This window comes from Campylobacter concisus, assembly GCF_902460575.1.
Classification (GTDB): Bacteria; Campylobacterota; Campylobacteria; order Campylobacterales; family Campylobacteraceae; genus Campylobacter_A; species Campylobacter_A concisus_AW.
In genome coordinates, this window is record NZ_CABPUY010000002.1 from 304,923 (window position 1) to 326,153 (window position 21,231).

Sequence of the window (21,231 nt, forward strand, 5' to 3'; positions counted from 1 at the left end):
AGTATGGGTCTTGTTTCTTTTTTGGCTAAAAAAATTTCAAGGATAAAAGCATTATTTAGTATTGTTTGCCATGGTGATGATATTTTAAATGAAAACATTTTTTTAAAAAATATTAATAAAACTATTTTGAAGAGAACGGACGCTATTTTTGCTGTATCAGACCAAATAAGGGATAAAATTTTATCTTTTGGCATAGATGCTAGTAGAGTATTTGTTGGTCAATATGGTATCGAAAAAGTATCTTTAAAATATAGCGAAAAAAGTATAGATATACTGTCAAATAGGGCATTTGTTCCAAATTCTAGAATAGAGGAAATGCTTGAATATTTAAAATATTTCAAAAATAGAAATTTAAAAATAGTTTTTGTCTTGCCCTATATAAGCGAAAATGATCTATTAAAATTAAAGCAAAATTATAGCTTTATTGATTTTTACAAGAATATGGATCATGGCGATTTATTAAAAAAGATGGATAAGACAAAAATATATATAAGCAATACAAAATCAGATGGTACTTCTTTATCTCTAATGGAAGCCATGGCGTGTGGTGCTATTCCAGTTGTATCCAATATTTTGTCGAATAGAAGTTGGATACTTGACGGAGTTAATGGTTTTTTGTTTAATGACGGTAATCAATTTATAGACTCTATAGAAAAAATTCTAGGCAACAACACTAATGACATGGTGCTTATAAACCAAAATATTATCAAACAGAGAGGACTATATATGGAGCAGATGAAAAAGATAGAAAAATTTATTAATAAATGGTTGATATAAAATGAAGCTTCTAACAATTTTAGGCGCAAGACCACAGTTTATAAAAGCAGGATCGGTGAGCCGTGAGATATCCAAATTTGATAGCATCAAAGAGATTATAGTTCATACTGGCCAGCACTATGATGCAAATATGAGCGATATATTTTTTGATGAGATGCAAATACCAAAGCCAAACTATTTTTTGGGCATCGGAGGTAAAACTCATGGTGCTATGACCGGACAGATGATGGAGAAAATAGAAGAGATAGCTTTCAGTGTAAAGCCAGATATGATAATGGTATATGGCGATACAAATTCTACATTAGCTGGTGCATTAGTTGCTTCAAAGCTGCACATAAAGCTCGCACATGTTGAAGCTGGGCTAAGAAGTTTTAATACAAAAATGCCCGAGGAGATCAATAGAATTTTGACAGATCGTGTGAGTCAAATTTTATTTTGTCCTACTGATACCGCAGTGCAGAATTTGAAAAACGAAGGTTTTGAAAAATTTGACTGCAAAGTAATAAAAAGTGGCGATGTAATGCAAGATGGGTCAATATTTTATAAAAAGTTTGCAAAAAAGCCAAATCTGAATGTTGATAAAAAATTTATACTTTGTACTATACATAGGGCCGAAAATACAGATAATGAGGTTAGACTTAAGGCTATTTTTGAAGCTTTAAATGATATAGCTAAAAATATCCAAGTTATCTTACCGCTTCATCCAAGAACCAAAAAGATATTGCAAAATTTAAACATAAACACTATAAATCTTACCATTATAGAGCCGGTTGGTTATTTGGAAATGACATGGCTTATTGATAATTGCTTTTTTGTAATGACCGATAGCGGAGGACTTCAGAAAGAGGCATTTTTCTTTAAAAAACAGTGTATTACATTACGTGATGAAACGGAGTGGGTGGAGCTTGTAAAATGCAAGGCAAATATTTTAGTGGGTGCAAATAAAGATAAAATTTTAGCTGCCTTTTCAACTATAAAAACTTTTGATGAAAATAATTTGGAATTAAATTTATATGGCAATGGTAAGGCAAGCGAGATAATAGTTAAAGAGATATTAAATGCCTAAAAGTGTTGTATTTATTGGACATTATAATGGCGGTAAGGATGATTTCGATACTAGACATTTTTTCTTTGCTAAAGAATTGGTGGGGCTTGGCTATAAAACAACAATAATTAATGCTGCATTTTCTCATCGCATCCATGATGCAAAACTTATAAATGGGCAGTATATTTCGCACATTGATAGCGGAGTTAGATTTTTTAGCATAAAAACACCATTCTATAAAGGTAATGGACTTAGACGCATAGTAAATATGTTTGCATTTGTGTTAAATTTAATAAAATGCACAAAAAAACTATTAGTTGAAATAGGAAATATTGATGTTATTATAATGTCCTCTCCGCATCCGTTTGCTATTTTTGCCGCAAAATTTATGGCAAATAAAGCAAAAGCCAAACTAATAATTGATATTAAAGATATATGGCCATTATCTATTACAGAATTGACGAGTGCAAAAAAATATCATCCATTTGTAATGCTCACAAAGCTGACGGAACTTTTTGCTTATAGGGTTCAAGATAAGATTATATCTCCTCTTAATAATATAAATGAATATTTTTATGATTCTGGTCTTAATATTCAAGCTAAGCATATTCCTACTGGACTTGACTTGGATTTTTATGAAAATATAAATCATGAAAATTTACAAATAAATATACCAAGTGATAAATTTATAGTTGGTTATATAGGAGGTATTACAAAATCGAATGCTATAGAATTTTTACTAGAGAGTGCCAACTATTTTTTACAAAATTATAAAGATATTTTGTTTTTAGTTGTGGGAGATGGGTCTAATAAAAATAATCTAGTAAAAAAATATAATTCAAGTAATATTTTATATATAGATGCAGTTAAAAAAGAGGAAGCTTTTATGATAATGTCTAAATGTGATGTCTTGTACCGTGCAATGTTGCCATTAAAAATTTATAGTTACGGGATATCTCCACTTAAAATGAATGAGTACATGTTTGCTGGTGTGCCAATAGTTCATTCTTTTGACTATAAGGAGCATGATATTATAATGAAAGCAGGATGTGGTATTAGCGTTAAATCTGGTAGTATGCTTGAAATACAAAACGCTATCTTGAAAATTTACAATATGCCAAAAGAGGAAAGAGAAAAAATGGGGCAAAATGGTAAAGAATATGTTAAAAATAATTTATCATATAAAGCATTAGTTAAAAAAATGATAGAAGTTTTATGACTAAACGCCTTTTTTAGTAAAAATAATCGCAATAGTTTTTGCTATGATCTTTATCTCCAGCCAAAGTGACCAGTGCTTTATGTAGTAAAGATCATACATTAGCTTTTGTTTGGCATCGTGCGTGTTTGCGCCATAAGGGTAGTTTACCTGTGCCCAGCCAGTGATTCCTGGGCGGACGATGTGGCGTTCATTGTAGTAAGGTATCTCTTTTTCAAAGAAATTTATCCAATATCTTCGCTCTGGTCTTGGGCCTATTAGATGCATCTGCCCTCGAAGCACATTTATGCACTGTGGCACCTCGTCGATGCGAGTTTTACGCATAAATTCGCCAAATTCAAAGACTCTATCATCGTTTTTGCTAGCAAATTTAGCCCCGTCTTTTTCAGCATCAACCACCATCGAGCGAAATTTGATACATTCAAATTCTCTGTTGCCAAGCCCAACCCTATTTTGCAAAAAGTAAAGGCTGCCAGGCGACTGCTCATCTATCTTTTTCTTTACATAAAATTTAAGCACAAAAAGCATCACAAGAAGCATCGAGCAGCTTACATAGTCGATCACGCGTTTTAAGGCGTATTCAAGGGCATTGTAAGGCTTGATATCGTTTAGAAAGTTTAAATTTTCGCCATTTTCTGGGATGTAGCATTTTTGCAGATAAATTTCTAAAAAGCTCTCCACGTTTAGAAATTTGATCTTTTTATACTTAGTCTTAAACTGCAAAAGTGTGAGAAATCTCACCAGTTTGCTATCAACAGGCTTTTGGGTATTTAGCACTATGAGCCTTTGATCGCCTGATTTTATGAGATTTTCCAGTGCGCTTCGCAAAGCTTTTGCGTCGCTATTTTCAGGGGATAAAAAATTCACCTGGCCAAATTTCTTCCTAAGCTTCTCTAGCTCGAGTTTGGTGAAAGCATATTTTTCGCCAAGGATGATCATAGGCCTATCCCTTTATCTTTATTTTAAATTTGCATTATAAAATTCGTCTAATTATACCCAAACGTGCTAATTGCATTTTTAAAAAAAGAGTTAAGGTTAAAATATGTCTCATAAATTTCTTGCTGTGCTTGTTTTAGCGCTGATTTGCGCTATTTCTTTTGCGCTCTCAAACACACTTTTGGCTAAATTTCACACTAGCCCGCTCATCATCTCTATTATTTTAGGCGCCATTTTTGCAAATCTTTTTACAAAACAAACTCAAATTTTTAAAAGTAGTGGCGTCGTGGCGATCGCTGGGAAGCAAATTTTAAGGCTAGGCATCATACTTTTTGGCTTTAACATAAGCCTTAGCGAGATCGCAAGTGTCGGCACTCTAGGCGTGATATATGCAGCATTTATGGTCTTTGCGACCTTTTGCTTTGCGCTTTTTGTAGCCAAAGCCTTGGGACTTAACAGGGATAGTGCCGTGCTCATTGGCTCAGGGGCAAGTATATGCGGTGCAGCTGCTGTTATGGCTACACAAAATGAGATAAAAGCAGACGCAAACAAGCTTGCTATCGCCATTTGCACGGTGGTGCTCTTTGGGACGATTGGTATGTTTATCTATCCATTTATCGCTAAATTTCTAGCTCTCACACCGCACCAAACTGGCTTTTTTATCGGTGGCTCACTTCACGAGGTAGCCCACGTGGTGGCAGCCTCAGCAGCATTTGATAGCGCAGCAAGTAGCACCGCCGTCATCATAAAAATGCTTCGCGTCATCATGCTAGTACCTTTTTTGTTTTTGCTAAATTTCTTAAATTTAAGCCAAAATAGCGGTGGTTCAAAGCTAAAGAGCATACCTTGGTTTGCGCTATTTTTCTTAGTGGCGATCTGCGTTAGATCTTTGCCGTTTTTCCCTGAAAATTTAGTGCAAATTTTAAAGTTAGCCGCCAGTATCTGCCTTTGCGTCGCGATGTGTGCTTTGGGATTTGGGATAGATAGGAGTATATTTAAAGCGACGGGCAAAAAGCCATTTTTGCTAGCATTTTTTATATTTTTATGGCTTATTTGCTCTTCGCTTGTTTTTGTTAAGGCTCTTTGCTAGTTTTTAGCTTTTGCAAAAACTCTTCGATGTTGTATTTTGCTCTGTAAGCTGGGCTTAAAAGGTGTATCAAGATGTCGCCAAGGTCCATCACGATCCAATCAGGCGAGCTCTCAGTGCCTATAAATTTCTCCCCAAGAGGCTTAAGCTCCTCTTTTAGATCCTCAGCCAGCGAGTAAGCGTGCCTCTCACCAAGCGTAGTAGCGATAACTACGGCCTTTACGAAATAATCATCCCCGCTCATATCAAACACTTGTATCTCTTCAGCCTTTTTTGCGTCTAAAACCTTAACTATACTTTCGGTGCGCTCTTGCATCGATCTCTCTTGCATTTTTAATCCTTGGTAAAAATTTATAATCTCATCTTTTATCTCGCTAGGCAGCTCATCAAGCCCCTTTTGGTGCCTGATCTGCGACGAGCTAACATCCACGTGCACGTCCATTTTTTGTAAATTTCGCGGAATTTCTATGTGATTGCGCTTGGCGATCACAAACTGCACTAATTTTTTTAGCTCCTCATATCCATGCCACTTATCAAGCGTGGCTAGGTGGTCCGCGCCTATTATGAGATAAAATTTCTCTATCTTGAATTTCTCATACAAATACTTAACCGTCTCTATGGTAGGCACTGGGCGAGCTAAATTTATCTCATAGTCTGATATCTCGACCTTCTCTAGGCCGCCCCAAATTTCTCTTATCCACTTTAGGCGAAGCTCTGGCGGAGCTGAAAATTCGCTCTTAAAGGGACTTATAAAAGTTGGCATGATGATGAGCTTATCGATATCAAGGCCACTTACTGCCATTTTCACAATGCTATCGTGTCCTAAATGAACCGGATCAAAGCTCCCGCCAAAAAGTGCTAACTTCATCTATTAAAGTGCCTTGTTTATATTTGTTTTAAAATTCTTTTTTGTAGAATTAGGCGTAATTATATCAAAAGGAGCTAAGATGTCAGTTAAAGTAGCAATAAACGGCTTTGGGCGTATCGGTAGGTGTGCCGCTCGTATTATTTTAGAGCGAGACGATGTTGAGCTTGTCGCTATTAACGACACCGCAACAAGGGATATGACGAGGTATTTGCTCAAATACGACAGCGTGCATGGCGAATTTAAGCAAGACGTTAAGGTGATAAGCGACGAATTTATAGAAGTAAATGGCAAAAAGATAAGAGTTTTTTCTACAAGAGATCTAAACGAGCTTAGCTACGCAGACTACGGTACAGACGTGGTTTTAGAGTGCACTGGCAAGTTTTTAACCACTGAAAAATGTGAGCCATATCTTGCTCGCGGCGTCAAAAAAGTCGTCATGAGCGCTCCAGCAAAAGACGACACTGTAACATTTGTAGTTGGCGTAAATGACGATAAATACGCAGGCGAGGCGATCGTCTCAAACGCAAGCTGCACCACAAACGGCCTAGCTCCAGTGGCAAAGGTGCTAAACGATAAATTTGGCATCGTAAAGGGGCTAATGACTACGATCCACGCATATACAAATGGTCAGAGCCTAGTTGATGTAAAGGCTAAAGATTTCCGCCGCTCACGCGCTGCAGCGCTAAATATCGGACCTACGACCACCGGAGCTGCAAAAGCGATCGCTAAAGTGCTCCCCGAGCTAAGCGGTAAGTTGCACGGTCAAGCGGTCCGCGTGCCAGTGGCAAACGTCTCAATGGTCGATCTAACGGCGGTTTTAAAAAGACCAGCTAGCAAAGAGGAGATAAACGAAGCATTTAGAGCGGCTGCAGAGTCAAATTTAAAGGGAATTTTATTCGTCGATGACGACTACAGAGTTAGCAGCGACTTTTGCACAAGCACCTTTAGCAGCATCGTAGCGAGTGACACCACGCAGGTTATCGCTGATGATATGGTGAAGGTCTTTGCGTGGTACGACAACGAGTGGGGCTACTCAACAAGGCTTGTAGATCTTGCTAAGATCGTGGCTACAAAGTAAATTTAAAGGGTGAAAAATGAGTGAAATTTTATCGATCAACGACCTTGAGCTAAACGGCGCAAAAGTCTTTATAAGGTGCGATTTTAACGTGCCTATGGACGAGTTTTTAAACATCACTGATGATCGCAGGATCCGCTCAGCGATACCAACTATCCGCTACTGCTTGGATAATGGCTGCAGCGTAGTTTTGGCCAGTCACTTGGGACGCCCAAAAAATGGCTATGAAGAAAAATTTTCACTTCAAGGCGTGGCTAAGAGGCTATCAAGACTGCTTGATAGAGAGGTGATATTTGCTGAAGATGTGATCGGAAATGACGCTAAAACAAAGGCTGCAGCTTTAAAAGCTGGTGAAATTTTGATGATAGAAAATTTACGCTTCGAAAAGGGCGAGACCAAAAATGACGAGGCTTTGGCAAAAGAGCTTTCAGGATTTGGCGAATTTTACATAAATGACGCATTTGGCGTTTGCCACAGGGCTCACGCATCTGTCGAAGCGATCACTAAATTTTATGATGAGAAGCACAAGGCGGCGGGATTTTTACTACAAAAAGAGATAAATTTCGCTCAAAATTTGATAAAACATCCATCTCGTCCATTTGTCGCAGTCGTGGGCGGTTCAAAGGTGAGTGGCAAGCTTCAAGCATTGCATAACCTTCTGCCGCGCGTCGATAAGCTCATAATTGGCGGCGGTATGGCATTTACATTTTTAAAATCACTTGGCGAAAACATCGGAAATTCGCTCCTTGAAGAAGAACTCATCGAAGATGCAAGGCAAATTTTACAAAAAGGCAAAGAGCTGGGAGTGAAAATTTACCTACCAGTAGATGTCGTCGCTGCTCAGACATTTTCAGCTGAAAGTGCCGTAAAATATGTCCCTGCGCAAGAGATCCCAAACGGCTGGATGGGGCTTGATATTGGACCTGCCTCTATTAGGCTATTTAAAGAGGTCATCGCAGATGCGCAAACCATCTGGTGGAACGGACCTATGGGCGTTTTTGAGATGGATAAATTTAGCAAAGGTAGCATCAAAATGAGCCACGCCATCATCGACACTCACGCAACAACCGTCGTTGGCGGTGGCGATACGGCTGACGTGGTCGAGCGCGCAGGAGACGCTGATGAGATGACATTTATCTCAACTGGCGGTGGTGCGAGCTTGGAGCTAATAGAAGGCAAAGAGCTGCCTGGCATAAAGCCGCTTAGAAAAGAGGAGTAGGTCTTGAAATTTCTAGCGAATTTAAAGTGCAACCACACAAGAGCAAGCTTTAGAGAGTACGCGAAAATTTTAGACGAAAATTTAAGCGCAAACGACGACGTGAGCGTATTTGCTCCTGCTAGTACCTTTAATGAAAAAAGGCATATTTTTAGGCTTGGGGCGCAGAATTTCTACCCATGCGAGAGTGGGGCATTTACTGGCGAGATCGGCAAGGCGATGCTTGATGAATTTGACATCAAAGACGTGCTGATCGGCCACTCTGAGAGGCGTGAAATTTTAAATGAAAGCGAGGAGTTTTTGCGAGCAAAATTCGACTTTGCTGCAAAAAATGGATGGAATGTGATCTACTGCATCGGTGAAAATTTAAGCACAAATGAAAACGGAGCGACCAAAGAATTTCTAAGCCGCCAGCTTGAAAATATAGACCTTGGCTATAAAAATTTAGTCATCGCCTATGAGCCGATCTGGGCGATAGGAACCGGCAGGAGCGCTAGCATAGAGCAGATAGATGAGGTGCTAAGCTTTTTAAAGACAAAGGCAAATGTGCCGCTACTTTACGGTGGAAGCGTCAATGCAGCAAATATCGCTGATATCGCAGGTATCAAAAGCTGCGATGGGGTTTTGGTAGGCACAGCCAGCTGGGATGCGAATAATTTTCTAGGGCTTATTAGCGCGGTATCTCGCTGATAAATTTAAACGATCTTGCAAATTTCACCCTGCGACAGGCTATTTGCCTAGTCTTGGGATGAAATTTACTGCGAAACATTTAAATTTACCTAGCGATATATCCGCTTGTTGGTTTGTGTTTAAAATTTAAATATCGCTTAAAAGTCAAACAAAATAAAAGGAGAAATGATGATACTAAAAGGTAAAAAAGGTCTGATCGTAGGCGTTGCCAACGCTAAATCAATAGCTTACGGTATCGCAAAAGCTTGTCACGATCAAGGTGCGCAGATGGCATTTACATACCTAAATGACGCTCTTAAAAAGCGTGTAGAGCCGATCGCTGAGGAGTTTGGTAGCAAATTTGTCTACGAGCTTGACGTAAATAACCAAGCTCACCTAGACGGGCTTGCAAATCAAATCAAAAAAGACCTTGGCGAGATCGATTTTGTCGTGCACGCTGTGGCTTATGCGCCAAAAGAAGCGCTTGAGGGCGAGTTTGTAAACACCACAAAAGAGGCATTTGATATAGCGATGGGCACTAGCGTCTACTCGCTGCTAAGTCTTACTCGCGCGGTTTTGCCAGTGCTAAAAGAGGGCGGCTCGGTGCTAACTCTTACATACCTTGGCGGACCAAAATTTGTGCCACACTACAACGTCATGGGCGTTGCCAAAGCGGCACTTGAGAGCTCGGTTCGTTACCTAGCACACGACCTTGGCGCTAAAAACATCCGTGTAAATGCGATCAGCGCAGGCCCTATCAAAACGCTTGCCGCAAGCGGAATAGGTGATTTTAGAATGATCTTGCGCTACAACGAAGTAAATAGCCCGCTAAAACGCAACGTCACCACAGAAGATGTCGGCAACAGCGCTATGTACCTGCTTAGCGACCTAGCTAGCGGCGTAACAGGCGAAGTTCACTACGTAGACTGCGGCTACAACATCATGGGTATGGGCGACGTGGCTACCGACGCCGAGGGCAACACGATCCTAGCTTGGGACGCAAAATAACCTACCAATATAAATTTGGCGGGGCAACTCGCCAAATTCTTCTTTTAAATTTCACCAAATTTATCGCAAGGACAGAAAATGAGAGCTTTAGACGAGCTTATAGATACAAATGAGCCAGGCTGGGCGCTAATCGAAGAGTGGCTAAAAGAGGCCAAAAACGACTATGAAATTTTGCCTCGAGATGAGAGCAGGGCGCAAAGTGAGCTTTTGGGGCTTCAGATCACCACTCGTTCGCCGATGGGAGCGCTTGTTTATGGGTGCGGCGGCATAGTGATAGATGGCGGTTGGTTGCGCCTGCTTGGCTCAGGATGCGAGCAGATGAAGCGCGGAATTTATAGCTTCAACCTTGGCAAAAGCTTTAGCGAAGCAGGGCAGATGCCTAGCTATTTGCTAGTAGCGGATGATGTTTTGGGCGGATTTTTCGCGGTAAATGGCGGCGCCTTTGGTGGCAAAGCTGGCAACGTCTTTTACTACGCACCAGATAGCGGCAAATGGAAAGATACGCAGCTTGGCTACTCGCAGTTTTTATACTGGGCGCTAAGTGGGGATATATCTAAATTTTACGAGCTTTACCGCTGGGATGGCTGGCGCGAAGATGTGAGAAATTTTAGCCTTGATAAGGTTATGTTTGCGCTACCACCACTTCTTTGGCAAGACGCCGACGTAAGGGCAAGGCTAAAAGATATGAAAAAGGATGGCATTAATATTGATGAGTATTTTGCCTCTTTGTTTAAGGGGGAGAAATAGGATTGATTTTGTAAATTTCGGCTTTTGCAAATTTTAAAATCTTACTCACTCACCTTAGCAACTTAACAAAGAAACAAAACTTTAAATTTCTAAAAAACTATTTTACAAATTTTAAAATTCCATTCACTCGCAAGAGTTGGCTACTAAAATTTGGCTTCGCTTGCAGCTTAGCTCAAATTTTAGAGCCGAAATTGCTCGTTTATGAAATTTTAGAATTTACCTGATACCCACCTGATTTGACAAAATAAATTTACAAATTTTAAAATTTAAATTTCACCGAGCGGTAGGTCTGATCAAATCTAAAAGTTAGCAGATTTTGCAGTATCCCAAAAAGTACCATGAAGGTGACAAAGCTGCTTCCGCCGTAGCTAAAAAACGGCAGCGGCACGCCCACAACCGGCGCAAAGCCGATCGTCATCGAGACATTTACCCCCACGTAGACAAAGATGAGCGCGGCTATGCCAGTGGCGGTCACCTGCGTGAAATAATCATTCTTAAGCCCGTAGTTTAGGCTAAGAAGGTGCGTTATAAGCGCTCCATAAAGCCCCAGCAAAAGCAGCGCTCCGTAAAAGCCAAAACGCTCGATATTATAAGCAAAGATGAAGTCACTTGTGGCGATTGGCAAAAATTTAAAGTGCGTCTGCGTAGCCTCATCTTTTGGCTTGCCTTTTAGCCCGCCGCTACCTATGGCGATGATGCTTTGTTTGACGTGGTAGCTTGGCTCTTCGGCGATGAAGTCATGGATCCTCTTTTTTTGATAATCATGCAAATTTTCATACAAAACCGGCGCCGAAAAGCCTATGGTAAGGATGATACATATCCAAATTTTCTTATTTACGCCGATTACAAAAAGGATGGTGTAGCCAACTATCAAAAGTATGAGCGCGGTGCCAAGATCTGGCTCTTTCATGATGAGCGTAAATGGCAAAAGTATGTAAAAACTAAGCCTTAAAAAGTCTTTTACCCCGTATCCATCGGCCTCTGGCGGGCGCTGTTTGACGAGATAGGCTAGCATCAGCAAAAAGGCTGGCTTCATCAGCTCTGAGGGCTGAAGCGTGAAGTGAACGAAGGGAATTTCCAGCCAGCGCCTAGCTCCAAGCTTACTAACGCCAAAGATATCAACGCTTAAAAGCAGCACAATGCAAACCCAGTAAAACATCGGGATAATCCAGTCTATGCGCCTAATAGGCAGCAAAAATGCTATGAAAAATGAGACAAATCCTATGCCAAAATATACAAGCTGTTTGTTTGCCAAAATGTCGTTTGCTTCGGAAACTAGGATGTATGAGATGGCTATGATTGGGATTATTAAAAACGGCTGAATAAAATCAAAATGTGTTAAAATACGCCGATCTAGTTTTATCAAGAAGCAAACCTTGTTTTTTGGGCTAGATTATATCACAAACAAGGCTTTGATTTTGGTTAAATTTAATGTTTTAAATAGCTCTAGACTTGACGTTGCAGTAGCCAAAGAGCTTCAAATTTCACGCAATCAAGCTTTAAATTTAATAAAAGACTCCCTTGTAAGCGTAAATTTAAAACCAGTCTCAAAACCAAGCTTTTTGTTAAATGAAAACGATGAAATTTGCGTAAATTTTGCCCCAAAAAAAGAGGTGCAAAACGAGTATGAAGTAAATTTTGACATCCCGATCATCTACGAGGACGACGATCTCATAGTGTTAAATAAGCCCCCGCAAATCGTCGTCCACCAAGCCCCAAGCGTCAAAGAGGCGACGTTAGTTGAGTGGCTAAATAAAAAGGGCTTTATGCTTTCAAATTTAAACGGCGACGTAAGAGCTGGCATCGTCCACCGCCTAGACAAGGGTACGAGCGGTGCTATCGTCGTTGCTAAAAACAACTTCGCCCATGCAAAACTAAGCGAGCAGCTAAGCGATAAGAGCATGGGGCGAATTTATCTAGCGCTCACCGACTTGCCCCTAAAAGAGGACGTTATCATCGACAAGCCAATCGGCAGAAATCCAAACAACCGCCTAAAAAAAGCGATCGTCGCGGACGCTAAATTTGCAAAAAGTGCCTTTGTAAATTTATTAAGCGAAGGCGGAGTAAATTTGATAGCAGCGAAGCTTTTTACAGGCAGGACGCACCAGATAAGAGTGCATCTTGCAAGCATAAATCGCCACATTTTAGGCGATGATTTATACGGATTTAAGAGCCAAGGCGATAAAATAAGCAGGGTTATGCTTCACGCTTATATGCTCTATTTTATCCATCCGCGAACTGGCAAAAGGGTAGAATTTACCGCAAAAACGTATGATGACTTTAACCAAATAATTTACAAAAAAATTCCCAAGGAGATTTTTGATGAAAAAATTTGCCCTACGCATATTGACACCATTTTTAGTAGCTTTCTTAGCGGGATGCGGCTCTAGCGTACCGACTCAGCAAAGCACGTCACTACCAACTATTACAAGCTTAAAAACTATTTCAGACATGACAGAAGTTGGCTTCGAGTGGAACCCAGTGAGCGACGAGAGCGTCGTTGGCTACTACCTTTACCGTTCAAATCCAAACGATGCAAACTCAAAAATGCAATTAGTTGCAAACATAAAAGACCGCTTTGCTACGCACTATGTGGATCGCGACCTAGCTCCAGAGACAACTTACTCATATCAGATGAGAACCTACTCAAGCAACGCCATCTCTCAACCAGGTGCGATCGCAACTGCGACTACTAAGCCACTACTTGACTCTGTGCCATTTGCGCAAGCTATCACAGGGCTTCCAGGCCGTGTAAAAGTGATCTGGAGACCACATCCTGATAGTACAGTAGCTAGCTACATCATCCAAAGAAGCGATGCAGGAGCTAATAAATTTAGCCAAGTAGCAGAGGTAAATGGCAGACTAAACGCCGAGTATATCGATACTGAGGTAAAACCTGGCAGGTCTTATGAGTATAGGATATTAGTTAAAACTTCTTCTGGCGTCATCTCAAAACCAAGCCAAAACATAAGCGCCACAACAAAGGAGTTACCCTAAATCAGTAACAAACGTCCAGGCGACCAAAAATGCGCCAAAAAAGATCATCTTAACGTGGGATTACGCGCCAGCTGAGGATTTTGCTTATTTTAAGGTTTATAGAACGACAAGTAAAATTTTACCTTACACATATCTAGCAAAAACGACTAGCAACACCTACGAAGACCTCATAAATACAAACGCTGCGACAAGGTATTATAGAGTGACAGCTGTCGATAAAGACGGTCTTGAGAGCTTGAAGCAAGAAGAGCCGATCGTTGGTAGCACACTTGGCGCGCCAAAAACTCCAAGCATAAGCGCTAGCTACGATGGTAGCGGTGTAAATGTAAGCTGGAACGCAGTTGATAGAGCTAGTTCATACACAGTTTATCGAAGTGGTGCTAGCGAGAAAGTCTTTAGCGGTATAAGTGATACTGGGCTTAGAGATGACAGCGTTCAAAAAGGAGCTAGCTACTCTTACAGCGTCGTAGCAGTTGATGAGTACGGCATCGCCTCTGATAAGTCATCAAAAGCAGAAGTTAGCATAAAATAATGCCAAATTTCATCGCTTCGTCCTTAAAAGAGCTCTCGTTTCCATTTGGTAACGACAAGATCAAATTTCTTTGGCAAGCAAGTGGCCGAAACGAGAGGCTCATCTACACAAAAAATGAAGATGAAGGCTTTTTTCTAGTAGTAAAAGGCGGCAAAAACGGCGTCGTCGTAAAGGGAGAAAAGCTTACAAAGCCAGCTAAAGTGGGCCTTTTACAAGAAGCACTTGAGCTTTTTAAAGAGCAAAGTTGTAACGGTATCATTAGCCAAGCATTTGCCGTCAAAAAGACAAATTTGACCAAAAAAGTGAGTGAAATTTTAAGCCTTGAGGAGTTTGTGCCAGCATTTAGCGAGCTAAAGGATAAATTTAAAGAGATATTTATCGAGATAGGCTTTGGCTCTGGCAGACACCTGCTCTATCAGGCCAAAAACAACCCAAATGCCCTAGTTATCGGCATAGAGGTCTATAAGCCAAGCATCGAGCAAGTAGCAAAGCTTGCTAAGGTAAATGCCCTAGAAAACGTGAGGCTTATAAATACCGACGCAAGGCTCTTGCTCTCGCTTGTTGGATCAAATTTAGTTAATAGGGTATTTTTACACTTTCCAGTGCCGTGGGACAAGGCTGAGCATAGACGCGTAGTCTCATCGGCGTTTGCGCTTGAGTGTGAGAGGATACTAAAGCTTGGCGGTAAATTTGAGCTACGGACTGATAGCAAGGAGTATTGCGACTTTAGTTTGAGTAAATTTTTAGAGCCCGCAAACTCAAAGATAGAGGCTTTTAAAAATAGAAATTTAGAAGTAACTAGCAAGTATGAAGACCGCTGGAGACGCCAAGATAAGGACATTTACGATGTTATTTATACTTGTGAGGTTGAAAGTAGTGAGAGCGTTTTAGCTGGGGATTTTAGCTTTAAAGAAAAGACAAGCGTAAAAAATATCATTAAAAATTTCAAAAATTTCATCATAAAAAAAGAGGATCACTTTTTACATTTTGAAGAAATTTACACCATAAATGAGGGTGAAATTTTGCTAAAAGTCGCCTTTGGAGCGTTTAACAAACCTGAGCAGTGTTTCATCAAAATAAGCGATGAGAAAAGCGAATATTTTATAAAAAAACCGATCTTAATACGTGAAAATTTAGCAGCACACGAGCTTTTGAAGGAGTATTTGGCTGATGCAAGAGATAATTAGCGCAAGAAATTTAAGCCTAGCTTATGAGCGCAACGAGGTTGTGATCAATAGCGTAAATTTAGACATCTACGCAAATGACTTTGTCTTTATCACAGGCAAGAGCGGAAGCGGAAAAAGCACGCTTTTAAAGTCATTTTATGGAGAAATTTCGCCCCTTGCAGGTGAGCTAAATGTCTGCATGACGCAAATGGACGACATCGATGATAAAAGACTTTGTGAGCTTAGGCAGCGAGTTGGCATTATATTTCAAAACTACCGCTTGATAAATGAGTGGAATGTCGAAAAAAACGTCATGCTACCACTCATCATCAAAGGCGTCAATCAAAATGTGAGCAAAAAACAGGTGGCTAAACTTTTAAAACATGTAAATATGCTTCACAAAGCTGATAAATACCCTCGCGAGCTAAGCGGCGGCGAACAGCAAAGAGTTGCCATGGCAAGAGCACTCGCGCACAATCCAAATTTGCTTTTATGCGACGAGCCAACGGGAAATTTAGACGAATACTCAAGCGATGTAATCTGGTCGCTTCTAAAATCAGCCAGAGAATTTCTAGGCACAAGCGTGGTCGTGGTGACGCATCACATCCCATCAACGCTTCGCATCCCATACCGCCACTTCGTCATAGAAAATGGAGGCGTGCATGAGATCGCTTAAAAACCACCTTGGATTTATCCTGCCGTTAATCGCACTTTTATTTTCAGTGCAGTTTAGCCTCACAGCGGACAAGATCGTAAGAGAGTATGAGAGGCTTATGGGAAATGACTACAACATCGTGGTGGTCTCAAACAAAGAGCTAAGCGAGCCAGTGCTAAAGCCAGTGGTTAGCACACTAGCAAGTGTAGAGCCACTAAGCCCGCAAAAGATAATCGACCGCCTATCAAACGACATCTCGGCTAAAAATTTATCCATCCTTCAAAATGCCTTGCCTAAATTTTACTCGCTAAGACTAAGCGAATTTCCATCGCCAGAGTATATGGAGGAGATAAAGCAAAAGCTTTTGAAATTTGATGGTATAAGCAAGGTCGAGACATTTTCAAAGACCCATGATAAGGTCTTTAAGATGCTAAATTTAGCCAAAAGCATATCTTATGCATTTATGGCGATACTTTGTGTCATTGGGCTTATGCTTATGCTGAAACAGACTAAAATTTGGCTATTTGAGCATAGAGAGCGCATCGAGATCATGACGCTTTTTGGCGCGCCATTTTGGCTAAAATCAGCCATGCTCTATAAATCAGCCATGGTTGATAGCATAGTTGCGACCATTGTTGTTGGTGCGTTTTTCTTTTTCTTGCCTAGCATTGAAATTTTTAGAGAAAATGCCGCAAGCATCGATGTAGTCTTGCCTAGCCTTGATCTTTCAAGAGATATTTTTATCCTATTTGGCGTGGCTGTGGTTTTAAGCATTTTTGCTGTTAGTTTAGTGATGAGCAAGGCTAGAAAAAGCACGATATGAAAAAAGGAATTTTTACACTTTTGCTAGCTTTTAGTCTAGCTTTTGCATCAAATACTAAAGAGAAGATAAAAGACTCCAAAAACTCGCTAAGATCGACGCAGGCGATGAGTGAGCAGCTTAGTAAAAAGCTTGATGACTTGGCTGGCGATATCGTAAATGGCGAGAAAAAACTTCGTGGCATAAGCGGCGATATCACAAATTTAAAAGGTCAAATTTCAGTTCTTGAGACAAATGCTTCAAAAGCGCTTCTTGAGCTTGATGATCTAACAAAGCAAAACAAAGAGCTAGAGCGCACCCAAAAAGAGCTAGAGCAAAATATGATAAGGATCATCGCAGAAGACCTTTCGTTTGACCTCATGATGTCTGCAAGCGAGGGCAAACAAAGCGAAGAGAGCATCATCTCATCTCAAATTTTAACCAAGCTAAATGCCATAGCAAAAGAGGACTTTAAAAGGCTTAGTGAGAACTACGAAGACACGATAGAAAAGATAAAAAATAAATCAAGTAAGATAAATGAGATAAACTCAAGCATAAAAAACTATAGGCGCAAGCAAAATGATCTACAAAGCCTAGAGAGCACGCAGAAAAATACAATAAACGGGCTAAAACGTGATAAAGAAATTTACAGCAAAAAGCTAGCCAAGCTTCAAGCCCAACAAGACGAGCTAAGAAAGACGCTTGAGCAGCTTGCTATCATGCAAAAGCAAGAGGATGAAGCTGCCAGAGCTGCCAGAGAAAAGCAAGAAAGAGCAGCTAGCAAAGGTGGCAAAAAGGGCGAAAAGAGCCAGCCAATGGGTGAGGGCTATCAGACAAGTTCGGTTAAAAGATACTCAGGCGCAAGGACGATCGCTCCGCTTGATAGCTACTCTGTAAAGCAAAAATTCGGCAATTACGTAGATCCGATATATAACATCAAAATTTTTAACGAGTCAGTCATACTTCGCTCAACCACGTCAGATGCGAAGGTCAAAAGCGTGCTAAATGGCAAGGTCGTCTTTGCAAAAGCAACTCCGATGCTTGAAAATGTCGTCATCATCGAAAACGAAAACGGCATCCACACGATATACGCTCACCTAAGCCAGATCGCGCCAACTGTAAAGGTCGGTTCAGTCGTGCAAAAAGGCTACGTCATAGGCCGAGTTAGAAACGATCTAACTTTTGAAGTAACGCAAAGAAACTACCATATCGACCCGCTTGAAATGATCTCAAAATAGTCACTTTGTAAGCGTTATTAGCTAAATTTAAAGGCTTTTTGGCTAAAATGCGTGAATTTCAAGGAGCATGACAATGAGTAAGAGAAAACGCGTATTGGTCAAATTTTCAGGCGAGGCCTTGGCTGGAGAAAATGGTTTTGGTATAGACACAGCTGTACTTAAATTTATAGCAAGCGAGATAAAAGAACTCATCGACAATGAGATCGAAGTTGGCATCGTAATAGGCGGTGGTAACATAGTGCGCGGTGTGAGCGCTGCAAAAGATGGTATCATCAAACGAACAAGTGGCGATCACATGGGCATGCTAGCAACTGTTATCAACTCAATCGCGATGCGTGAAGCTTTGGAGAGAAGCGGACTTGAAGTAAGAGTGCAAAGCGCGATCAAGATGGAGGCGATCTGCGAGACTTTCATCGTGGGACGTGCGCAGCGCCATTTGGAAAAGGGCAGAGTTGTTATCTTTGCTGCAGGCACGGGCAATCCATTCTTCACAACAGATACAGCAGCCACGCTAAGAGCTATCGAGATCGGCTCAGATATGATCATAAAAGCGACAAAAGTTGATGGCGTTTATGACAAAGATCCTAAAAAATTCAAAGATGCAAAACTTCTAAAATCACTAAACTACGAAAAGGCGATGAGCGATGACATCAAGGTTATGGACGACACTGCCATAGCTTTAGCAAAGGATAACGCACTGCCGATCTTGGTTTGTAATATGTTTAAGGCTGGAAATTTATTAAAAATAATAAATGAAGAAGAAGCAGCCCTATACTCAGTTGTAAAATAAATTTCAAAAAGGATAAAAATGAGAACAGAACAAATCACAGCAAGAGCGCTAAAACAAGTAGGAGACGACAGATATAAGCTTTCACTTATCGTTGCAAAGCGTGCAGAAGCGCTAGCAAATGGCGCCATAGCTTTAGTTGATGCTGATACTTCAAAGATGAAATTTGCCGACATAGCACTACTTGAAGTGGCTGAGGGCAAAATAGGCTTAGAGGCAATAGTTGAAGGAAAATAGTCTTTTTTTAGAGCAGTTGATAGAGCAAATTTTAGCTTGTAAAAACGTTTCAGAAGCGATAAAACTGCTCTTTTCTCTTTGTGAGAGAAGTGAAATTTTAGACAAAGCCGTAGATAGCTGCGTCACATCTCACGCTGGACAATACCGCAAAAGTGGCGAACCATACGCCATCCACCCCATCTTAGTAGCCTCTATCGTAGCAAATATGGGCGGCGATGAGAGCATGGTCATAGCTGCTCTTCTTCATGACGTTGTAGAAGATACCGATGTAACGCTAGGTGAGCTTCAGGCTGAATTTGGCGATGAGGTGGCAAAGCTGGTTGAGGGGCTTACAAAGATAGTTGCCATTAGAGAAAATAAGCTCGCAAGCTCAGATAGCAATGAAAAACTTGCAAGCTCGGCGCTAACTTTTAGAAAGATGCTCTTAATCTCCATAGAAGATGTCAGAGTCCTTGTCGTAAAGCTTTGTGACAGACTTCACAACATGCTAACCCTTGAAGCGCTAAGGCCTGAAAAGCAAAAACGCATAGCCGAAGAGACACTTATGGTCTATGCTCCGATCGCTCATAGACTGGGAATTTCATCGATCAAAAACATACTTGAAGATCTAAGCTTTAAGTATGCGATGCCAGAAGAATACGCAAAGATCGATAGCTACCTAAACAAAAACAAGCAGCAACTTAGCTTAAAGCTAAATGCTTTTCACGAAAAGGTAAGTCAAATTTTGCTTGAAAATGGCTTTATCGAGGGCACTTTTGAGATACAAAAACGCATAAAACACTACTACTCGATCTATCTAAAGATGCAAAGAAAGGGCATTTCTATCGAAGAGGTGCTTGACTTGCTTGCCATTAGGATCATCGTACAAAAACCGCTTGATTGCTATTTGGCACTTGGAAATTTGCATATAAATTTTAACCCTCTCATCTCAAGATTTAAAGACTATATCGCGCTTCCAAAGCAAAATGGCTATCAAACGATACACACAACCATTTTTGATAACAAAAGCATATTTGAGGCACAAGTTCGCACTTATGATATGCATAAAACCGCTGAATACGGCGTTGCCGCTCACTGGAAATATAAAAACGGCGAGGGCAGCCTCTTAAATCCAAAGCTTGACTGGCTAAATGACATCAGCATGCAAAATAGCGAGAATGAGAGCAATGTCGAAGAGCTATATGAATACGCAAAAGATAGCTTATATATCGAAGATATCGCAGTTTATTCTCCAAAGGGCGAGGTCTTTACATTGCCACGTGGTGCTACGGCGCTTGATTACGCTTATGAGATTCACTCAGAGATCGGACTTTACGCAAAAGAAGCTTATATAAACCGAGTTAGGATGCCGCTTTTAACAGAGCTAAAAAATGGCGACATCGTTAGGATAGTAACTGGCGAAGAGGCTAAATTTCGCTGTTCGTGGATAAATAGCGTGCGAACAGGCAAGGCAAAGGCGACGATAAGGTCATTTTGTAAGCAAAAGATAAGAGATATAAACTACAAAATGGCGATAGATATCTTAAAATCAGTATTTAACGTCTCAAAAAATAGAATTTTAGAGTGGGTAGAGAGTGAAAATTTAGGCAAAAAGGTCTTTCGCGCAGCAACTGATAGCGAGTATCTGCAAGAAGTGGCAAATATGCTTAAAAAATACATCAGAAAAGAGCGCCCATTTATGATCTCTTTGGGCGACAAATACCAGATCAAAAAGCAAAAATTTGAAAACATAGTGATCTACTCAAACCATAAAATTTCAAATGTCGAGTTTGATTATTGCTGCAATCCAAAAAGGGGCGATAGTATAGTTGGCTTTAAAAATGGTCACACCGTGACGGTGCATCACAAGCTTTGCGAGCGCGCTGGCAAGCTAATGGATAAAGGCGATGAGATCATCTTTGTCAAATGGACGAGAAATGCCCCGCATAGGTATAAAATTTTATTAAATTTAGAAAATAGAAAAGGTGCGTTGGCTGAATTTTTAACATATCTTGCTAGACTTGATATAAATTTAGCTACAATCTCGCTAAACGAAGCAAATGATCTTAGCGGAGATACGTTTGAAATAAGCGTCGAAATAGCAGAAAACATCGATGCAAACGAGATCAAAGAGAAGATCAAAGATAGATATAAGATTATTGATTTTGTTTCGCAAAGCGACCCATATCATAATTAG

At 40.5% G+C, this 21,231-nt stretch carries 22 protein-coding genes; 19 read left to right on the plus strand and 3 right to left on the minus strand.

Annotated elements, in window-relative coordinates; all coding sequences use genetic code 11:
- From F3G76_RS05460 to F3G76_RS05470, 3 genes are all read left to right on the plus strand, one after another.
- A partial coding sequence (locus F3G76_RS05460) for a glycosyltransferase (protein WP_188116568.1) occupies positions 1-777 on the plus strand: 777 nt, incomplete at its 5' end.
- Between the two features lies 1 nt (position 778).
- Positions 779-1,843, plus strand: coding sequence for a non-hydrolyzing UDP-N-acetylglucosamine 2-epimerase (wecB, locus tag F3G76_RS05465; RefSeq protein WP_103602986.1), 1,065 nt, complete (start codon positions 779-781; stop codon positions 1,841-1,843).
- Positions 1,836-3,041 (plus strand): glycosyltransferase family 4 protein, encoded by a 1,206-nt coding sequence (locus tag F3G76_RS05470; protein ID WP_149706137.1) that lies wholly within the window; start codon positions 1,836-1,838, stop codon positions 3,039-3,041. The genes wecB and F3G76_RS05470 overlap by 8 nt, the downstream gene beginning before the upstream one ends.
- Here F3G76_RS05470 and F3G76_RS05475 read toward each other — a convergent pair whose 3' ends face one another.
- Entirely contained in the window at positions 3,042-3,977 is a 936-nt protein-coding gene (locus F3G76_RS05475; protein WP_149706138.1) for a sugar transferase, read from the minus strand.
- Positions 3,978-4,080: 103 nt separating this feature from the next.
- Between F3G76_RS05475 and F3G76_RS05480 the strand changes: the two genes are divergently transcribed.
- Positions 4,081-5,064: a YeiH family protein gene (locus F3G76_RS05480; RefSeq protein ID WP_149706139.1), complete on the plus strand. Its 984-nt coding sequence runs from the start codon at positions 4,081-4,083 to the stop codon at positions 5,062-5,064.
- On the opposite strand, the gene nadD is transcribed toward F3G76_RS05480, so the two are convergent.
- Positions 5,048-5,929, minus strand: coding sequence for a nicotinate (nicotinamide) nucleotide adenylyltransferase (nadD, locus tag F3G76_RS05485; RefSeq protein ID WP_149706140.1), 882 nt, complete (start codon positions 5,927-5,929; stop codon positions 5,048-5,050). The genes F3G76_RS05480 and nadD overlap by 17 nt on opposite strands.
- A 79-nt stretch (positions 5,930-6,008) precedes the next feature.
- Between nadD and gap the strand changes: the two genes are divergently transcribed.
- From gap to F3G76_RS05510, 5 genes are all read left to right on the plus strand, one after another.
- Positions 6,009-7,007, plus strand: coding sequence for a type I glyceraldehyde-3-phosphate dehydrogenase (gene gap, locus F3G76_RS05490; RefSeq protein WP_149706141.1), 999 nt, complete (start codon positions 6,009-6,011; stop codon positions 7,005-7,007).
- A gap of 16 nt (positions 7,008-7,023) precedes the next feature.
- Positions 7,024-8,223: a phosphoglycerate kinase gene (locus tag F3G76_RS05495; RefSeq protein WP_149706142.1), complete on the plus strand. Its 1,200-nt coding sequence runs from the start codon at positions 7,024-7,026 to the stop codon at positions 8,221-8,223.
- 3 nt (positions 8,224-8,226) lie between these two features.
- A complete protein-coding gene (locus F3G76_RS05500) occupies positions 8,227-8,910 on the plus strand; it encodes a triose-phosphate isomerase (protein WP_149706143.1) in 684 nt (227 codons plus the stop codon).
- Between the two features lie 168 nt (positions 8,911-9,078).
- Entirely contained in the window at positions 9,079-9,897 is an 819-nt protein-coding gene (gene fabI, locus F3G76_RS05505) for an enoyl-ACP reductase FabI (protein ID WP_009294739.1), read from the plus strand.
- 78 nt (positions 9,898-9,975) lie between these two features.
- Positions 9,976-10,644: a DUF2625 family protein gene (locus tag F3G76_RS05510; protein WP_149706144.1), complete on the plus strand. Its 669-nt coding sequence runs from the start codon at positions 9,976-9,978 to the stop codon at positions 10,642-10,644.
- A gap of 259 nt (positions 10,645-10,903) precedes the next feature.
- Here the strand turns inward: F3G76_RS05510 and F3G76_RS05515 are convergent, their stop codons facing one another.
- A complete protein-coding gene (locus F3G76_RS05515; RefSeq protein WP_149706145.1) occupies positions 10,904-12,010 on the minus strand; it encodes an FtsW/RodA/SpoVE family cell cycle protein in 1,107 nt (368 codons plus the stop codon).
- A 52-nt stretch (positions 12,011-12,062) separates the two neighbouring features.
- Between F3G76_RS05515 and F3G76_RS05520 the strand changes: the two genes are divergently transcribed.
- From F3G76_RS05520 to F3G76_RS05565, 10 genes are all read left to right on the plus strand, one after another.
- Entirely contained in the window at positions 12,063-13,034 is a 972-nt protein-coding gene (locus tag F3G76_RS05520) for an RluA family pseudouridine synthase (RefSeq protein ID WP_004317239.1), read from the plus strand.
- A complete protein-coding gene (locus tag F3G76_RS05525; RefSeq protein WP_180995389.1) occupies positions 12,967-13,641 on the plus strand; it encodes a fibronectin type III domain-containing protein in 675 nt (224 codons plus the stop codon). Before F3G76_RS05520 ends, F3G76_RS05525 begins: the two co-directional genes overlap by 68 nt.
- A 202-nt stretch (positions 13,642-13,843) precedes the next feature.
- Positions 13,844-14,173, plus strand: coding sequence for a hypothetical protein (locus F3G76_RS05530; RefSeq protein ID WP_223227429.1), 330 nt, complete (start codon positions 13,844-13,846; stop codon positions 14,171-14,173).
- On the plus strand, positions 14,173-15,360 hold the full coding sequence (trmB, locus tag F3G76_RS05535; protein ID WP_149706146.1) for a tRNA (guanosine(46)-N7)-methyltransferase TrmB: 1,188 nt from the start codon (positions 14,173-14,175) through the stop codon (positions 15,358-15,360). Before F3G76_RS05530 ends, trmB begins: the two co-directional genes overlap by 1 nt.
- Positions 15,344-16,015 carry a cell division ATP-binding protein FtsE gene (locus F3G76_RS05540; RefSeq protein ID WP_004317228.1) on the plus strand — a complete coding sequence of 224 codons (672 nt, stop codon included), beginning with the start codon at positions 15,344-15,346 and terminating at the stop codon, positions 16,013-16,015. The genes trmB and F3G76_RS05540 overlap by 17 nt, the downstream gene beginning before the upstream one ends.
- Positions 16,002-16,817: a cell division protein FtsX gene (locus F3G76_RS05545; protein ID WP_149706147.1), complete on the plus strand. Its 816-nt coding sequence runs from the start codon at positions 16,002-16,004 to the stop codon at positions 16,815-16,817. The genes F3G76_RS05540 and F3G76_RS05545 overlap by 14 nt, the downstream gene beginning before the upstream one ends.
- A complete protein-coding gene (locus F3G76_RS05550; protein ID WP_149706148.1) occupies positions 16,814-18,031 on the plus strand; it encodes a murein hydrolase activator EnvC family protein in 1,218 nt (405 codons plus the stop codon). Before F3G76_RS05545 ends, F3G76_RS05550 begins: the two co-directional genes overlap by 4 nt.
- A 73-nt stretch (positions 18,032-18,104) precedes the next feature.
- A complete protein-coding gene (gene pyrH / locus F3G76_RS05555) occupies positions 18,105-18,821 on the plus strand; it encodes a UMP kinase (RefSeq protein ID WP_004317255.1) in 717 nt (238 codons plus the stop codon).
- Positions 18,822-18,839: 18 nt separating this feature from the next.
- Entirely contained in the window at positions 18,840-19,055 is a 216-nt protein-coding gene (locus F3G76_RS05560) for a DNA-directed RNA polymerase subunit omega (protein ID WP_004317259.1), read from the plus strand.
- Entirely contained in the window at positions 19,042-21,231 is a 2,190-nt protein-coding gene (locus tag F3G76_RS05565; RefSeq protein WP_148818781.1) for a RelA/SpoT family protein, read from the plus strand. Before F3G76_RS05560 ends, F3G76_RS05565 begins: the two co-directional genes overlap by 14 nt.

What these genes read in the sequence shown, in the direction of transcription:
- F3G76_RS05540 (WP_004317228.1), top strand. Translation starts at nt 15,344, where the DNA reads ATGCAAGAGATAATTAGCGCAAGAAATTTAAGCCTAGCTTATGAGCGC.
- nadD (WP_149706140.1), bottom strand. Translation starts at nt 5,929, where the DNA reads ATGAAGTTAGCACTTTTTGGCGGGAGCTTTGATCCGGTTCATTTAGGA.
- F3G76_RS05475 (WP_149706138.1), bottom strand. Translation starts at nt 3,977, where the DNA reads ATGATCATCCTTGGCGAAAAATATGCTTTCACCAAACTCGAGCTAGAG.
- F3G76_RS05550 (WP_149706148.1), top strand. Translation starts at nt 16,814, where the DNA reads ATGAAAAAAGGAATTTTTACACTTTTGCTAGCTTTTAGTCTAGCTTTT.
- F3G76_RS05525 (WP_180995389.1), top strand. Translation starts at nt 12,967, where the DNA reads ATGAAAAAATTTGCCCTACGCATATTGACACCATTTTTAGTAGCTTTC.
- F3G76_RS05560 (WP_004317259.1), top strand. Translation starts at nt 18,840, where the DNA reads ATGAGAACAGAACAAATCACAGCAAGAGCGCTAAAACAAGTAGGAGAC.
- F3G76_RS05470 (WP_149706137.1), top strand. Translation starts at nt 1,836, where the DNA reads ATGCCTAAAAGTGTTGTATTTATTGGACATTATAATGGCGGTAAGGAT.
- pyrH (WP_004317255.1), top strand. Translation starts at nt 18,105, where the DNA reads ATGAGTAAGAGAAAACGCGTATTGGTCAAATTTTCAGGCGAGGCCTTG.
- F3G76_RS05495 (WP_149706142.1), top strand. Translation starts at nt 7,024, where the DNA reads ATGAGTGAAATTTTATCGATCAACGACCTTGAGCTAAACGGCGCAAAA.
- F3G76_RS05480 (WP_149706139.1), top strand. Translation starts at nt 4,081, where the DNA reads ATGTCTCATAAATTTCTTGCTGTGCTTGTTTTAGCGCTGATTTGCGCT.
- wecB (WP_103602986.1), top strand. Translation starts at nt 779, where the DNA reads ATGAAGCTTCTAACAATTTTAGGCGCAAGACCACAGTTTATAAAAGCA.
- trmB (WP_149706146.1), top strand. Translation starts at nt 14,173, where the DNA reads ATGCCAAATTTCATCGCTTCGTCCTTAAAAGAGCTCTCGTTTCCATTT.
- F3G76_RS05545 (WP_149706147.1), top strand. Translation starts at nt 16,002, where the DNA reads ATGAGATCGCTTAAAAACCACCTTGGATTTATCCTGCCGTTAATCGCA.
- F3G76_RS05510 (WP_149706144.1), top strand. Translation starts at nt 9,976, where the DNA reads ATGAGAGCTTTAGACGAGCTTATAGATACAAATGAGCCAGGCTGGGCG.
- gap (WP_149706141.1), top strand. Translation starts at nt 6,009, where the DNA reads ATGTCAGTTAAAGTAGCAATAAACGGCTTTGGGCGTATCGGTAGGTGT.
- fabI (WP_009294739.1), top strand. Translation starts at nt 9,079, where the DNA reads ATGATACTAAAAGGTAAAAAAGGTCTGATCGTAGGCGTTGCCAACGCT.